The 15,139-nt window shown below is 69.3% G+C and carries 16 protein-coding genes; 3 read left to right on the top strand and 13 right to left on the bottom strand.

What is annotated here, in order from left to right; translation table 11 throughout:
• Positions 1-63: 63 nt before the first annotated feature.
• The 5 genes from M3Q35_RS28410 to M3Q35_RS28390 are packed head-to-tail and all read right to left on the bottom strand — an operon-like array spanning position 64 to position 4,051.
• Positions 64-714, bottom strand: coding sequence for a biliverdin-producing heme oxygenase (locus M3Q35_RS28410; protein ID WP_273935598.1), 651 nt, complete (start codon positions 712-714; stop codon positions 64-66).
• A 32-nt stretch (positions 715-746) separates the two neighbouring features.
• Positions 747-1,364, bottom strand: a complete 618-nt coding sequence (locus M3Q35_RS28405) for a TetR/AcrR family transcriptional regulator (protein WP_273935597.1) — start codon at positions 1,362-1,364, stop codon at positions 747-749.
• Between the two features lie 10 nt (positions 1,365-1,374).
• Positions 1,375-1,938, bottom strand: coding sequence for a hypothetical protein (locus M3Q35_RS28400; RefSeq protein WP_273935596.1), 564 nt, complete (start codon positions 1,936-1,938; stop codon positions 1,375-1,377).
• Entirely contained in the window at positions 1,935-3,380 is a 1,446-nt protein-coding gene (locus tag M3Q35_RS28395; RefSeq protein ID WP_273935595.1) for a sensor histidine kinase, read from the bottom strand. Before M3Q35_RS28395 ends, M3Q35_RS28400 begins: the two co-directional genes overlap by 4 nt.
• Positions 3,377-4,051, bottom strand: a complete 675-nt coding sequence (locus M3Q35_RS28390) for a response regulator transcription factor (RefSeq protein WP_273935594.1) — start codon at positions 4,049-4,051, stop codon at positions 3,377-3,379. The genes M3Q35_RS28395 and M3Q35_RS28390 overlap by 4 nt, the downstream gene beginning before the upstream one ends.
• Before the next feature lie 105 nt (positions 4,052-4,156).
• Here M3Q35_RS28390 and M3Q35_RS28385 point away from each other — a divergent pair, with 105 nt between their 5' ends.
• Complete coding sequence (locus tag M3Q35_RS28385; RefSeq protein WP_273935593.1) at positions 4,157-4,729, top strand: M15 family metallopeptidase; 573 nt, start codon at positions 4,157-4,159, stop codon at positions 4,727-4,729.
• 136 nt (positions 4,730-4,865) lie between these two features.
• Complete coding sequence (locus tag M3Q35_RS28380) at positions 4,866-5,414, top strand: SigE family RNA polymerase sigma factor (protein WP_273935592.1); 549 nt, start codon at positions 4,866-4,868, stop codon at positions 5,412-5,414.
• Between the two features lie 124 nt (positions 5,415-5,538).
• Here M3Q35_RS28380 and M3Q35_RS28375 read toward each other — a convergent pair whose 3' ends face one another.
• Genes M3Q35_RS28375 through M3Q35_RS28355 form a run of 5 tightly spaced genes read right to left on the bottom strand, consistent with a single transcriptional unit; the run spans position 5,539 to position 11,196 of the window.
• The gene (locus M3Q35_RS28375; RefSeq protein WP_273935591.1) at positions 5,539-6,345 is read right to left on the bottom strand and encodes an SAM-dependent methyltransferase; all 807 of its coding nucleotides are present in this window, start codon (positions 6,343-6,345) and stop codon (positions 5,539-5,541) included.
• Positions 6,346-6,380: 35 nt separating this feature from the next.
• On the bottom strand, positions 6,381-8,153 hold the full coding sequence (locus M3Q35_RS28370; RefSeq protein WP_273935590.1) for a fatty acyl-AMP ligase: 1,773 nt from the start codon (positions 8,151-8,153) through the stop codon (positions 6,381-6,383).
• A gap of 51 nt (positions 8,154-8,204) precedes the next feature.
• Entirely contained in the window at positions 8,205-9,056 is an 852-nt protein-coding gene (locus M3Q35_RS28365; protein ID WP_273935589.1) for a carbohydrate ABC transporter permease, read from the bottom strand.
• The gene (locus M3Q35_RS28360) at positions 9,056-9,946 is read right to left on the bottom strand and encodes a carbohydrate ABC transporter permease (RefSeq protein ID WP_273935588.1); all 891 of its coding nucleotides are present in this window, start codon (positions 9,944-9,946) and stop codon (positions 9,056-9,058) included. The genes M3Q35_RS28365 and M3Q35_RS28360 overlap by 1 nt, the downstream gene beginning before the upstream one ends.
• Positions 9,943-11,196: an ABC transporter substrate-binding protein gene (locus M3Q35_RS28355; protein WP_273935587.1), complete on the bottom strand. Its 1,254-nt coding sequence runs from the start codon at positions 11,194-11,196 to the stop codon at positions 9,943-9,945. Before M3Q35_RS28355 ends, M3Q35_RS28360 begins: the two co-directional genes overlap by 4 nt.
• Before the next feature lie 276 nt (positions 11,197-11,472).
• Here M3Q35_RS28355 and M3Q35_RS28350 point away from each other — a divergent pair, with 276 nt between their 5' ends.
• Positions 11,473-11,724, top strand: coding sequence for a hypothetical protein (locus M3Q35_RS28350; RefSeq protein ID WP_273935586.1), 252 nt, complete (start codon positions 11,473-11,475; stop codon positions 11,722-11,724).
• A 24-nt stretch (positions 11,725-11,748) separates the two neighbouring features.
• On the opposite strand, the gene M3Q35_RS28345 is transcribed toward M3Q35_RS28350, so the two are convergent.
• The 3 genes from M3Q35_RS28345 to M3Q35_RS28335 are packed head-to-tail and all read right to left on the bottom strand — an operon-like array spanning position 11,749 to position 15,090.
• Entirely contained in the window at positions 11,749-12,672 is a 924-nt protein-coding gene (locus tag M3Q35_RS28345) for an ABC transporter permease (RefSeq protein ID WP_273935585.1), read from the bottom strand.
• Positions 12,669-13,598 (bottom strand): ABC transporter permease, encoded by a 930-nt coding sequence (locus tag M3Q35_RS28340; protein ID WP_273935584.1) that lies wholly within the window; start codon positions 13,596-13,598, stop codon positions 12,669-12,671. Before M3Q35_RS28340 ends, M3Q35_RS28345 begins: the two co-directional genes overlap by 4 nt.
• A gap of 4 nt (positions 13,599-13,602) precedes the next feature.
• The gene (locus tag M3Q35_RS28335; RefSeq protein WP_273935583.1) at positions 13,603-15,090 is read right to left on the bottom strand and encodes a sugar ABC transporter ATP-binding protein; all 1,488 of its coding nucleotides are present in this window, start codon (positions 15,088-15,090) and stop codon (positions 13,603-13,605) included.
• Positions 15,091-15,139 lie beyond the last annotated feature (49 nt).

Below are 15,139 nucleotides of genomic sequence, written 5' to 3'. Positions count from 1 at the left end.
ATTACCTGAACGTTAGGAAGGGGCCTTCCTGCACTCCGAGTGCAGGAAGGCCCCTTCCAAGCGTCAGGACGCGATCAGGTACTGCGGCAGGTGCCGCTCCAGGTCGGTGAAGACGGCCGAGTTGTGGCGGTAGGCGATGCGGGACTCCTCGATGATCCGGGCCCGCTCGGCCTCGTCCCACGGCGCGGTGTTGAGCAGCTCGTGGTAGCGGGCCTTGAAGGCCTTGCGGTCGGGGATGCGGTCGAAGACGTAGAACCGGGTGCCGGCGTGGTCCTCAAGACCGTGCTGGCGCTCGGTGATGGCGCCGACGGCCTGGCCGCCGGAGATGTCGCCGAGGTAGCGGGTGTAGTGGTGGGCGACGAAGCCGCCGGGCCAGGTGAAAGCGACCTCGCGCAGTCGGTCGGTGTAGGCGGTGGTGGCGGGGCCGGGCTCGATGATCGACGCCCACTCGGGCCCGTAGAGGTGGGCCAGGTCCTGCTCGAGTGCGGGGACCCGACGCAGCTCGGGACTGGCGAACGGACCCGCGACGGGGTCGTCGGCCATGGCGTCGGAGGCCTCTTCCAACACCCGGTAGATGAAGTAGTGCTGGGCCACGAGCGCGGCGAAGCCGGCGAGGCTGAGCCGCTGGTCGAACAACACGCGCACGAATTCGGCGCCGTTGGCCACCTGGTGGTCGGCCATGGTCTCGGTCCGGAGCGTCGCGGAGAAGGTCACGCTCCGAGTGTGGTGTTACCGACGCGGCGTCGTCAAGATTGTGACGACAGGTCGTCATAAAAAGCGCCCACTCCGCGTAGCACGAAGCGCACGGTGGACTCGACGGCGTGGTCCAGCTCGGCCCCGGACAGCTCGGCGACGGTCCGGCCGCTGATGCACGCGGTGACCAGCCCGACCAGGGTGTCGACGTCGTCCGCGGGCAGCAGCCCCTCGCGGATGCCGGCGGCCAGGATGCCGCGCAGGACCAGTTCCAACGCGCTGACGTGCTCGACCATGTGCCGGTAGGTCTGCTCGGACATCAGCGACCGCAGCGCGGTGCCGGGCGGCAGGTGGTTGCGGGCCACGTGCCGCAGCTGGCTGCGCACATAGGTGGCCAGGCCGTCGACGGGATCGCGGACCTCGGCCAGCGCCGCGATCAGCTCGGCCATGTACTGCTCGGTGACGTGTTCGGCGTACGCCAGCAGCAGCGATTCCTTGTCGGCGAAGTAGTTGTACATCGCCGTGCGCCCGACACCGGCCGCGGCCGCGATGTCGGCGAGCGAGATCGCGTCGAAGCCGCGCTGGTACATCAGTGTCGACAGGGCCGCGAAGATCCGTTCCCGGGTCCGCTCCCGGTGCTCGCCCAACGACCTGCCGGTGATTTTCGGCACGGCCCCCAGGCTACGGGGTGCTCACCGGGCAGTTCTGGGGCGTCCGCTGCTGGTCGCCGCTGTCGTACACCATGACCTTCAGGTTGGTCGTCTCGAGGGCGCCGTCGGTGAGCTGCGCGGTGATGACCGTGCAGGCGATCTGGTCGACGGCGTGCTGGCTCAACGACACGCCCCGGTCCGTCTTGATGAACACCGGGATGGTGAGCCCGTCGAAGCCGCGTTCCACGCTGCCGAACGCGCCGGACGGAATGTCGCTGGTCAGGCCACCCGCGACCTCGGTGGCGCTCGGCCCCTTCAGCAGCGCGTCGAGCGCCTGGGATTCGGCGGGGACGAAGGGCATGATCTTCCCGGAGGGTCCGTCGATCGTCACCGGTGCCGGCAGCGGCCGGGCCACGGCGTGCAGTTTTCCGTGGTCGAGCAGGTACAGGATCATGCTCGTCACCGCGCCCCTCGGCGCGCTCTGGCCGTAGATCACCGCGGTCGGCCGGATGCCGCAGCCGACCACGACCAGACCGACGATCGCACCCGTCAGTATCAGTGAGACCGTGCTGAGCAGGCCGTTCCTGCGGGTCACGCCGGTCCCTCATCCATCACTCGGGGCAGACGGAGGGTGAACACCGCGCCTCCTTCCGGACGATTGGCTGCCTCCAGGCTGCCATGGAGGTGGCCGGTGCTGTGCAGTCGCGCGTTCTCCCAGGCGATGGCCAGGCCGAGGCCGCTGCCCTCGGACCGGGCCCGGGCGAAGTCGGCCTTGTAGAACCGGTCGAACACGTGCGGCAGCACCTCGGGGGCCAGACCAGGGCCGTTGTCCATGACCCACAGCTCGACCCAGTTGTGGTCGGCCCACAGCCGCAGCCGCACCGGCGGCGCGCCGTGCTTGAGCGCGTTGCCGACCAGGTTGGCCACGATCACGTCCAGTCGCCGTGGGTCGAGCCGGGCGATGATGCCGCCGGGCAGCTCGGCCTCGACGCGGCCCAGCCAGCCCCGCACCCGCAGCGTGGCGCCGATCGCGTTGGCCACGTCGACGTCGTCCAACGCCAGCTTGGCCGCGCCGGCGTCGAACCGGGAGACCTCCATCAGGTCCTCGACCAGCCGGGTCAGCTTGCGGGTCTCCTGGCTGACCAGCCGGGCCGCCTGCCCGGCGTCGTCACCGAGCTGCGGGGCCTCCTCGTCGAGCACGTCGGTGACGGCGGTCATCGCGGCCAGCGGGGTGCGCAGCTCGTGCGACACGTCGGCGACGAACCGCCGCGCGTCGGCCTCCATCCGCCGCAGCTGGCCGACGTGCTGCTCCAGCGCGGCGGCGGTGTTGTTGAACGTGCGAGCCAGTTCGGCCATCTCGTCGTTGCCGCGCACGGTCAGCCGGGCCGACAGGTCGCCCTCGCCGAGCTGACGGGCGGTCAGCCCGAGCTGGCGCACCGGCCTGAGCACGCCGCGGGCCGCGACCAACGCGACGATCACCGCGAACAGCGCGGCCAGCGAGCCGAACTGCCAGGCGTTCTGGGCCAGCTCCTGTACCGCCGTCTCCTGTTCCCCCATGTAGGTGATGGTGTAGACCTCGAGCCCGGAGGGCTTCCAGGTCTCGTCGGTCTGGTACGCCAGGATCGGGATGCCGATGACCATCGCCGGCGTGCCCTTGTAGTTGATGCGCTGCCAGACGACGTTGCCGCTGGTGCGCATGGCTTCGTGCATCTCGGGCGTGATCGTGGCCAGGTCGAACAGGCTGCCCTTGGACTTCATGTCCTGGTAGAGGGCGATGGACGTGGCACCGGCGTAGGAGGCGATGTTGTTGAGGGTGTCCTGGTTCGGCGGCAGCTTCTGGTGCGCGTAGCTCTTCACCCGGTCGATCAGCGGCAGCACCACGGAGTTGGTGGCGTCGGTCTCGATGGTGCGCCGCGCTGCCACGTAGATCGCGCCCGATGCCGCCGCCGCACTGATCGCGGCGATCAGCACGAACGCGACGACCAGGCGCGGGCGCAGGCCCCACGCCACCCCGAGGAACCGCCGCAGCCGGCTCATACCGGGCCGAACCGGTAGCCGAAGCCGCGCACGGTCTGCACGTAGAGCGGCTCGGCGGCGTTGTCCTCGATCTTGGACCGCAGCCGCTGCACGCACGCGTCGACCAGGCGGGAGTCGCCGAGGTAGTCGTGCTCCCAGACCGCCTCCAGCAGCTGCTGGCGGCTGAGCACGCGGCCCGGCGTGCCGGACAGCTCCAGCAGCAGCCGCAGCTCGGTCGGCGTGAGGCTGATCTGCACGCCGTCCTTGCTGACCACGAGCGCCGCCCGGTCGATGACCAGTTTTCCGTGCGCCTCCTGCTCGGAGCGCTCGAAACCGGTGCGGCGCAGCACCGCGCGGATACGGGCGTCCAGCACCCGCGGCTGCACCGGCTTGACCACGTAGTCGTCCGCGCCGGCCTCGAGGCCGCCGACGATGTCGAAGTCGTCGCTGCGCGCCGTCAGCATGATGATCGGGATGTCGCCGATGGAGCGGATCCGGCGGCACACCTCGAACCCGTCGATGCCCGGCAGCATCAGATCGAGCACGACGATGTCCGGCGCCTCCGCGCGCAGCCGGGTGAGACCTTCCTCACCGGACTCGGCGGCATGGATCGTATGGCCCTGCCGCCGCAGGGCCAGCTGCAAGCCCTCGCGCACTGCACGGTCGTCCTCTATCAACAGAACCCTGGACACGGTCGAAGATTATTCGGTTATGGTCGCGGCGACGCTGGTCGTAAGCCCCGAGCGCGGGCTCTTGTAGCGAAACCATGACGTGCCGAGAACCGGGGAGTGACGTTCGTGCGCCGCCGACGTGGGGGTGAGCAGCTGGTCGGGCAGATGCCCGTGCGCCGCCGGGACCACGCCTACCGCCACCTTACGGTGGTGGTGGCGACGGTGCTGTTACCGCTGGCGGTGCTGGTCACGGTCGGCGGAAGAGTGCGCGAACGGGCATGCGAATGGGCCTTTCGAGTGCGGTATCCATCGGAGGACCTGACCGGACTTACGCCCGGTACCAGGGCGGCGTTCATCGCCGCACGCTGTGACGCGCTGTGGCACGACGCCGAGCTCATCGGCCTCACCTCCGGTCACCGTATGTACGCCGAGCAGCGCGAACTGTTCGAGGAAGCGGTGCGCAGCTACGGGTCCGAGCGTGCGGCACGGCAGTGGGTGCTGCCACCCGAGGAGTCCTCGCATGTGCGGGGCCGGGCGCTGGACGTGCGGCCGACCGAGGGAGCCCGCTGGCTGGAGCGCAACGGCGACCGGTACGGGCTGTACCGCACATATGCCAACGAGTGGTGGCATTTCGAGTACTGGCCGGAGTTCCGTGGCACGGGCAGGCAGCCGCCGATGCGGCCGACTCCGGGCGGCTGAGGGCCGCTCACCAGCGCAGACAAGCATCTTCGGTCGAGGTTCCATCGTGGCCATGTGATCTTGTCCGCAGCCTCTGTGACACGTCTGTGACACAGTCACCATGGGATGCGGAAATTGCTCGGCGATCGTTTCGGCCATGCAGCAAACGCAGCTCAGGTCCGTGCCCACCATCCGACAGCCGCTGACGCTGGAAGACCTGTACCGCCAGCACCGCGTCCGCCTGCTCGGCCTGGCCCGCAAGCTGGTCGACGACATGGCCAGCGCCGAGGACGTGGTCCAGGACGCCTTCGCGGCACTGCACCGCAACTGGGGCGGCCTGCGCGACGAGTCGTCGGCCGCCGCCTACCTGTCGGCCGCGGTCGTGAACGGCAGCCGGTCGATGCTCCGCCGCCGCAAGCGCGCCCGTGACTACGTGCCGCCGCACGAGGTGCCGGCCCGTTCGGCCGAGTCGCTGGCCATGCTGACCACCGACCAGCAGGCCGTGATGGACGCGTTGGCCCAGCTCGCGCCGCGGCAGCGTGAGGTGCTGGTGCTCCGCTACTACGGCGGCATGACCGAGGCCGAGATCGCCCGCGCCACCAGCATCTCGCAGGGCGCCGTGAAGTCCACCGCGAGCCGCGCCCTGGACAAGATGGAGCGCCTGATGGCCGAGCACCGCCCGATGCACCTGCGCCGCACCGCCTGACCCCCGCGAGTCCCGCTCTCCGACACACCGAAACACGCTCCCAGGCACATCCCGAATGTCACATGCGCGTCATACTTGCCTCCCAGAGGCACATCCGGACCGCATGTGACAAAACTGGGGTGGGTTACGGCTTGAGCGCGACCATTGCGTACGTGCTCGACTTCTCGGGGTGGTCCTCCACCTCTTCCGGCGAGTCCGGATGCCACGACGGCAGGTAGACGACGCCCGGTTCGACCAGCTCAAGGCCCTCGGCCAGGGAGCGGACCTGCGCCTGGTTGCGCGGGAAGAACGGGTTGTCGGTCTTGGTGTAGAGCCGCTCCACCTCCTTGCCCCGCTCGCCGACCTTCTCGTGCGTGCCGTGGGAGACGACCAGGTAGCTGCCGGACGGCACCGCGGCCAGATACGCCTGCACGGTCTCCCGGGCCAGCCGGTCACTGTCGACGAAGTGCAGCACCGCGAACATCAGCACGCCGACGGGCTCAGCGGGATTGATCAGCTGGGTGACGGCGTCGGAGGCGAGCACCGACTCGACGTCACGCATGTCGGCCAGCAGCACGCCGGCGTTGGCGTTGCCCTCCAGCATGACCTGGCTGTGCGCCACGGCGACCGGGTCCTTGTCCACGTAGACGACCCGTGACTCGGGGGCGGCCCCCTGCGCGATCTCGTGCACGTTGCCGACGGTCGGAATGCCGGAGCCGAGGTCGAGGAACTGCCGGATGCCCTGGGACACCAGGTGGCGCACCGAGCGCCGCAGGAAGGCCCGGTTGGTGCGCATGATCAGCGGCAGCTCAGGCATGGCGAGCATGGCCTGCTCGGCGAACTCCCGGTCGACGGCGAGATTGTGGTATCCGCCGAGGTAGTAGTCGTACACCCGGGCCGCGCTCGGCCGCTCCAGGTCGACCTCACCAGGGGCCCACGTAGGCCGCTCCATCTGCCCGCCTCCCAAAATCACCCGACCGAGCGACCCTAGTGCAGGGTGGAGACGGTCACGGTGGTCGGCTCGCCGTGCACGAGCCCCGATTCGAAGGCTTCCCGGCAGGCCTGCCGCCGAACCTTGCCGCTGGTGGTCTTGCGGACCAGCCCGCCCCGCCCGAGCACCACGGTGTGGCAGGCCAGCCGGTGATCGCCGTACACGGCCCGCCGCACGGCCCGCACCACCTCGTCGATCACGGCCTCGCTCGGCCGCCGCTGCCGCAGCTCGACGAACAGCACCAGCCGCTCGCCGGTGGGCTCGTCCTCGCCGGTCGTCACGGCGAACGCGGCGACACCGCCGGCCCGTACCGAGGCGTGGCAGCCGCGCACGCTGTCCTCGATGTCCTGCGGGTAGTGGTTCAGACCGTGCACGATGATCAGGTCCTTGAGCCGCCCGGTCACGAACAGCTCGCCGTCGTGCACGAAGCCGAGGTCGCCGGTGCGCAGGAACTCGCCGGCCCCGAGATCGTCGGCCAGCCGGGCGCGGAACTTCTCGGCGGTCTCGTCCGGCAGCTCGTGGTAGCCCAGCGCCTTGCTCGGCCCGTCCACCCACACCTCGCCGACCCGGTTGGGCGCGCACGGCAGCCGGGTCTCCGGGTTGACGATCAGCATGGTGGTGTCCGGTTTGGTCACCGGACCGCAGCCGACGTAGCGGGCGCTGCGGGCAACCGAGCCCTCGGCCACCGGCACGACCCAGTTGCCGTCAAGGGCGTCCCGGTCGACGCGGAGCACGCTGCCGCCGCCCATGGTGATGCTGCCGGCGTGCTCGGCCAGCCCGTACGCGGGGTAGAAGGCATGGGGCGCAAGGCCGGACACCGCGAACGCCTTGACGAATGAGTCCACAGTGGAGGCCCGGATCGGCTCGGCGGCGCACATCGCCACCCGCAGCGCGGACAGATCCCAGGACGCGCGCTGGTGCTCGGTGGTCTTGCGCACGATCAGGTCGTAGGCGAAGTTCGGCGCGGCGGTGTGCGTGGCCCCGACCCGGGACACCACGTCCATCCACACCGTCGGCCGGTGCAGGAAAGCCAAGGGGGACATCAGGTACACGTGCCCGCTGCCGGCCAGCGCGCCCAGCGTCATGGAGATCAGGCCCTGGTCGTGGAAGTGCGGCAGCCAGGACACCGCCCGGGTTTCCGGGCCGCGCAGGTCGGTGTCGACCAGGTTCTGGGCCAGTTCGCAGTGCAGATTCCGGTGCGAGACAACGACTCCGCGCGGAGAGCCGGTCGAGCCGGAGGTGTAGGTCAGCAGCGCCGGTTCGTCCAGTGTGGACGGCTGGTGCCAGTCGTCGGCCCGATCGGCCTCGGGTCTGTCCCGGTCCGTTCGGTACCACGGCAGCGCCGGCCACAGCTGACCCGCACCGACCGTGGTGCGGATCCGGTCGTACGCGCCGTGCGTGAGCACGGCACGCGCCCCGGAGCTGGCCGCGATGGCGGCGAACGCCTCCAGGTCGTGCCGCATGGTGAACGGGTTGGGCGGCGCCGCCGGCACCGGCACCACGCCGGCGGCCAGGCAGCCCAGCAGGGTGATCGCGAAGTCCGGCGACGGCAGGTGCACCAGCAGCGCCCGGTCGCCGGGCTCGACGCCGCGGGTGCGCAGCTCGGCCACCACCCGGTCGGCCTGGTCGCCGAGCAGGCCCGCGGTCAGCGTCACGTCGTCGCTGCCGTCGTCCTTGACGTAGGTCAGGATCGGCTGCTCCGGGCGCTCGCGGCGGATCCGGTCGAAGGCGGCCGCCACCGTCTCGGGAGAGTCGACCCGAATCGTCATGCTGTCCCACCGGCCTTCGTGGTGCCGCCGCCGGGTTCTACTGTGCCATGCTCAGCCCTTGATGCCGGTCTCGGCTACGCCACGAACGAGGAACCGCTGCAAGATCACGAAAACCAGCACCAGCGGCAGGATGCCGACCGCGGCGGCCACGAAAAGCTCATGGATGTTCACGTTCTGTGCGGTGAGGAACGTGGACATGGCCACCTGGACGGTCCAGGAATCCTCGTCCTGGCCTATCACCAGCGGCCAGAGGAAGGAGTTCCAGCTGCCGATGAACTGGATCACCGCGACCGCGGCGAAGAAGCCGCCGGAGTTCGGCACCACGATCCGCCAGTACGTGCCCCAGTAACCGAGGCCGTCGATGCGGGCCGCCTCCTCCAACTCGCGTGGGAAGGACAGGAAGTACTGCCGGAACATGAACGCGGTGAAGCCGACGAACAGACCTGGGATCACCAGACCTCGCAGCGAGCTCACCCAGCCGAGGGATGACACCAGCACGAAGCTGGGCACGAAGGTCACCGCCGCCGGCACCATCAGCGTGGCCACGACCAGGTAGAAGATCTTGTTCGCATGCTGGTACGGGATACGGGCCAGCCCGTACCCGCACAGCGAGCCCAGCAGCAGCTGACCTCCGGTCTGGAGCACGGCGATCACCAGCGAGTTCCACAGGGCGTGGGCCATCGGCACGCTCGGGTCGGTGAACAGCTCGCCGATGTTCTCCCAGTGCAGGGAACTCGGGAACAGCGACCATTCCGGCGAGGTGATGTCGGCCTCTGTGGACAGTCCATTGCGGACGATCAGGTAGAACGGCAGCAGGAACAGCAGCGCCGCGACGGCCAGCGCCGCGTAGCGCAGCGCGGTGCCGGCGATGCCGGGACGAAGGCCGACCGGTCGGTTGTCCATCACGCCTCCCGCCGGCCGAGGCCGAGCAGCCGGCCCTGCAACAGCGTGACCAGGGCGATCAGCAGGGCCAGCAGCAGCGCGCCGGCGCTGCCGTGCCCGTAGTCCTGGGTCTGCCCGAGGGCCAGGTAGTACAGGTAGACCAGCGGCGGCCGGCCGAAGTCGGGATAGCCGCGGGCGGTGCCGAGCAGGTTGTAGAACTCGTCGAACGCCTGGTACGCGGCGATCAGGCTGAGCAGCAGCACGGCGATCGAGGTCGGCCGCAGCTGCGGGAAGGTGATGTGCCGGAACACCTGCCAGCCCGGTTTGGCCCCGTCCACGTACGCCGCCTCGTACAGCGAGTCGGGGATGCGCTGGAGGCCGGCGATGAACAGGATCATGTAGAAGCCGACCTGGAGCCACAGGCGGGCGGTCACCAGTACCACCCAGTACCAGGGCGGATCGGGGTTGGACAGCCACGCCACCGGGTCCTGGCCGAACCAGTCCAGCACGGTGTTGGCCAGCCCGAACCGCACGCCGCTGAACAGCGACAGCTTCCACACCATCGCCGCCACCACGTACGAGCAGGCGGTCGGCAGGAAGAACACCGAGCGGAAGAAGGCCCGCGCGAACCGGATCCGGTTGACCGCAACGGCCAGGCCCAGCGCCAGCGCGAACGTCAGCGGCACGATGAACAGCGCGAACACGCTGAACGTCAGCAGGCTCTGGGCGAACGGCCCGGTCAGCATGTCGGCGTAGTTGCGCAGGCCGACGAAGGTGTCCGGGGTGACGGTGCCCTGCGCGTCGAAGAAGCTGAGGTAGGCGCTCCAGCCGATCGGGATGTAGTTGAAGATCAGCAACCCGATGAGGAAAGGGCCCACGAACAGCCAGAATGCGCCAGCGCGCCTGGTCATCCGTTGATTCGCCTCAGCTCGTCCTGCACGGCGGCGACCGTGTTCTTCAGCTCGGTCGTGGCGTTGGCCCCGCTGCGGACGATCTTGTTCAGCGAGTCGCTCAGGGCCAGCTGCATCTTGGCCGTCCAGGCCGGCGGGTTGGACGGCTTGCCCAGGTCCTGCACGAAGCGCACGGCATCGGCCGCCACCCCCGACTTCAGCTTGTCGGCCTTGGCGGCCAGGCTCTTGCGGGCCGGGATGTGGAAGCCGTAGCTGAGGTCGAAGTCCTGCTGGAAGTCGCCGCGCTCCACCCACAGCCACTGCACGTACTTCTTGGCCGCGTCGATCTTCTTGCTCTTGGCGCTGACCATCGACCCGTACGCGCCGAAGGGCACCGAAGCCTTGCCGGCGGCGTTCAGCGCCGGCCACGGCAGCACACCGAAGTCGTCGCCCAGGGCCTTCTGCACGGCCGGCACGGTCCACAACCCGGTCCACTGCATGGCCGTCAGGCCCTGCACGAAGGCCGACGGGTCGGACCAGTCGGCCGGCGCGCCGAGCAGCAAGCTGTTGCTGGTGAACAGGGTCCGCAGCTTGCCGACGGACTCGGCGGCCAGCGGGTCGTCGAAACCGACCTTGTTGTCCGGCGTCAGGTAGTCCAGGCCGGCCGACCACAGCAGCGGGCCGCCCAGCACGCCGACGCCGCCGTCATTGCCCAGGAACAGGCCCTTCACCTTGGTGGTGGTCAGCTTGTGGGCCGCGTCGATCAGCTCGTCGACGCTGCGCGGCGGCTGCACGCCGGCCTTCTGCAGCAGGCTCTTGCGGTAGAACAGCATCTGCATGTCGACCGACTGCGGGATGCCGTAGACCTGCCCGTCAACGGTGTGGCTGGCCAACACCGACTCCGTGAAGTCGCTGCGGGCGTCGCCCAGCAGGTCGTCCAGGGACACGATCTGCTTGCTGCGGACCATGTCCACCCGCAGCGTGGACTCGAACACATCCGGCCCGTTGCTGGCCGCCAACGCGCTGGCGATCTTCGAGTCGTAGTCGCCGGGATTCCACTGCACGTGGACCGTGGCCTTGTCGTACGCCTTGGCGTAGCGCTCGACCGCCTGCTGCACGCCGGCCTCGCCGTAGGCGTGGTACCACTGCTCGATCGTTTCGCCGCTGTTGCCGTTGCCGCGGCCGGTGTTCGAGCCGCACGCCGCCAGCAGCCCGGCCGCTGTGACGCCGCCCGCCATCCCGAGGAACCCACGCCGGCTGTACCCGCGCATCACGTCCACCCCTTCAGTTGGAATTCCCTTGGGCCCACTCTGCGTGACAAGCCCATCACGCGGACCGCGAGTCCGCACCCGTTCCCTCGATGTGGACACGGATTCGGTCACGGTCACAGTGATTTACTCCATGTTTTGGCCCATGACGGCCGGACGGTCGTATCGTTGAAGGCACACCGAGACCCCCGCCGCTCCCTCCCCCTGAGCGGCGGGTCCAGTGCCGGAGCCCCGCTCACCCCCGTGCGGGGCTCCGGTCATTTCTGAGGGAGTCCTGTGATGGCGACCACGTTCCATGAGGCTGCCGATGCCGCCGACCTCGTGGTCGACGTGCTGCTCAACGCGGTTGTACCGGAGGACGAAGGCACCGCGGAGAGCCGCATCGAGCTGCTGAACGGCCTGGCCCTGGCGGCCGAGGCGCTGCGCGCGGCCGGCCGTGGCGACCAGGCCATGGCCGACGAGCTCGGCCGCTCGGCCAGCGCCAACTTCGACCGGGTCGACCCGATCGAGCTGATGCTGCTGCGCGGCTGATTCCGGCCGAAGTCGAAACAAGTCCTACCGCCGGGCTCGCGACAGCAGGGTCTGCAGCACCACGACCACCACCAGCACCGCGCCGCTGACCACGTTCTGCATGTTCGAGTTGAACCGCCCGAGCTGGTTGATCAGCTCCTGGATCACGAACAGCAGGGCCACTCCGGCCAGCGTGCCGCTGACCGCGCCACTGCCGCCGGTGAGCATGGTGCCGCCGATCACCACCGCGGCGATGGCGTTCAGCTCGAGGCCCACCCCGATCACCGTCACGCCGGAACCCAGCTGCGCGGCCGACATCACCCCGGCGCAGCCGGCCAGCAGCCCGGAGACCACGTACACGCTGATCTTGGTGCGGGCCACCGGCAATCCCATCAGCGAGGCCGCGTCCTCGTTGCCGCCCACCGCGAACAGCCGCATGCCGAACGGTGTGCGTTGCAGCACAACGCCTCCGACCAGATAGGCGATGACCGCGATCACCACCAGCACGGTCCCGTCACCCAGCCACCGGAACGCGGAACCGGGCGGCACCAGGTAGGTGGTCGAGCCCTCGCTGGTGATCAGCTGGAGCAGGCCGCGGGCAAACAGCAGCCCGCACAGCGTCACGATGAACGGCGCCATCCGCAGGCGCGCGATCAACGTGCCTTGGATCAGCCCGATCACCCCGCTGACCAGCAGCGGAAGGATCAGCGCGCCGGCAAGGCCCCAGCGCGTCGAGCCGTACGCCGCGAGCACGCCCGACAGTGCGTACACCGAGCCGACCGACAGGTCGATGCCACCGCTGATGATCACCAGTGTCATGCCCAGCGCGATCATCGCCAGGAAACTGGCCTGCACGGCCAGATTGCCCAGCGTGTAGGTGGTGAGGAAGGTGCGGAACAGCAGTCCGCCCAGCGCGAGCAGGATGACCAGCACCACCAGCGCGCCCTGGCGTTGCAGACGGACGATCATTTACCGTTCCGCCTTTCCCGCTGCACCAGCACGGCTGCGGCGATCAGGGCCGCCTCCAGCATCTGCGTGACCGAGGCCGGCACGTCATGCTTGATCAACGTGGCCGAGATCAGCTGCATCAGCAGCGCGCCGGCCACCGTGCCGATCACCCGGACCCGGCCGCCGGTCAGCGGTGTGCCGCCGACCACGACCGCGGTGATCGCCGACAGCTCGATCAGCAGGCCGAGGCTGGACGGGTCGCTGGCGGTCAGTCGGGCGCTGGCCAGCACGCCGGCGATCGCCGCGAACACGCCGGACAGCATGTAGACCGTGAGCAGCGTCCTTTTCACCGGCAGGCCGGCGAACTCCGCCGCCCGGCGGTTGCCGCCGACGGCCACCAACTGCCGGCCGAACGTCGTGCGCTCCACCAGCAGCGCCACGATGATCACCAGCACCAGCGCGACCAACACCGTCAACGGGATGCCGATGACCGAGGACGTGCCCAAGGCCAACAGGTCCGGGTTGTACAGCTGCTTGAGCTGGCCGTTGGCGATCACCAGCGCCAGCCCTCGCCCGCCCACCAGCAACGCCAACGTCGCCACGATGGGTTGCACGCCGGCGAAGGTCACCAGGGAGCCGTTCAACAACCCGGCTGCCGCACCGGCGATGAGGCAGACCAGGATCGACGCCACCACGCCATAACCGAGGTAGAGCGGCAACAACGCCGCCGCGATGGCCATCACCGAGCCCACCGAGAGATCGATGCCCTCGGTGCCGATCACCAGCGCCATGCCCAGCGCCACCACGAGCACCGGCACCACCTGCACCAGCTGCGTGCGGAGGTTGTCGCCGGTCAGGAAGCTCGGCGTGATGACCACGTTGATGACGACCAGCACCACCAGCGCCAGATAGACGCCGTAGTCCCGAATGGCCGTGCGTTTCAGCAACGGACTAATGGTCATCGGCGATCACCGCCATCACGCCGTCGACCGTGACCTGGTCGCCGGTCAGCTCGGCCACCGACGCCCCTTCCCGCAACACGACCACCCGGTCCGCGCCCTCCACCAACTCCTCCAGGTCGCTGGACACCAGCACGATGCCGAGGCCCTGCCCGGCGAGCTCGTCGACCAGGGCCTGCACCTCGGCCTTGGCCCCGACGTCGATGCCGCGGGTTGGCTCGTCGAGCAGCAGCACCTTGGGGCTCATGGCCAACCACCGGGCCAGCATCACCTTCTGCTGGTTGCCGCCGGACAGCTCGCCGACCTTCTGCTCCGGGCTGGCCGCCTTGATGCGCAGGCGGCGCATGAAGGTGTCCACGATCTCGCGCTGTTTCCGTTTGGAGACAATGCCGGCGACCGACAATCGGGGCAGCGCGGCCAGCACGATGTTCTCCCGTACGGAGAGATTGGGGATGATGCCCTCGGCCTTGCGGTCCTCCGGCACGAGCACGAGACCGGCCCGGATGGCGGCGGGCGTGGAGCCGGCGCGGACGCGCTGGCCGGCGACCTCGATCTCGCCGGAGTCCAAGGGCTGCAAGCCGACCAGGGCCTTCATCGTCTCGGTACGGCCGGAGCCCAGCAGCCCACCGAGCCCGACGATCTCGCCGGGATGCACGGTCAGGTCCACCCCGTCGAGCACGGTCCGGCGGCGCAAGCCCTTGCCGCGCAACACGGTTGCGTCGGTGCTGTGGTGCTCGCCGGCGAACACCGTACGGTCGCCGGACAGCTCCCGGCCGAGCATGGTCGCCACCAGCTCCAGCCGCCCGATATCGGCCAGCGGTCCACTGTGGACGACACGGCCGTCGCGCAGAACCGTGACGGTGTCGCAGATCTGGTACAGCTCCTCGAGCCGATGGCTGACGTAGAGCACGGCCACGTCCCGCTCGTGCAGCCGCCGGATCACCGCGAACAGCGTTTCCACCTCACGGGGTTCCAGCGACGAGCTCGGCTCGTCCATGATCACGACTTTGGCCCGGGCCCGCACCGCCCGCGCCACCGCGATCATCTGCTGCACGCCAAGCCCCAGAGTGCGCAGCTGCCGCCGCGGATCCACGCTGATGCCCAGCTCCGACAACAGCTCCCGGGCCTGTGCCTGCATGCCCGGGAAGTCGATGAGCCGCAAGCGATTGCGAGGCTCGTGGCCCAGGAACAGGTTCTGCGCCACCGACATCGACGGCACCAGGTTGACCTCCTGGTACACCGTGCTGATCCCGGCGGCCTGCGCGTCCAGCGGCCGCGAGAACGACACCGGCTCGCCGTCCAGCTCCAGCCGTCCGGCATCCGGTTGGTACACGCCGGTCAGCACCTTGATCAGGGTGGACTTGCCGGCCCCGTTCTCGCCGACCAGGGTGTGCACCTGGCCGGGGCGCAGCTCGAAATCCACCTCCCGCAGCGCCTGCACACCGGCGAAGTGCTTGCTCACCCCGACCGCTCTGAGCAATCGAGCCTCCTCGTGCGAGAAATACGACTGTCCGGCCGGCGCGCACTGC

The sequence above is a fragment of the Kutzneria chonburiensis genome (assembly GCF_028622115.1).
Taxonomy (GTDB): Bacteria; Actinomycetota; Actinomycetes; order Mycobacteriales; family Pseudonocardiaceae; genus Kutzneria; species Kutzneria chonburiensis.
Note: the sequence above shows the minus strand (reverse complement) of the source record. Positions and strands in the feature narration are given on the sequence as shown.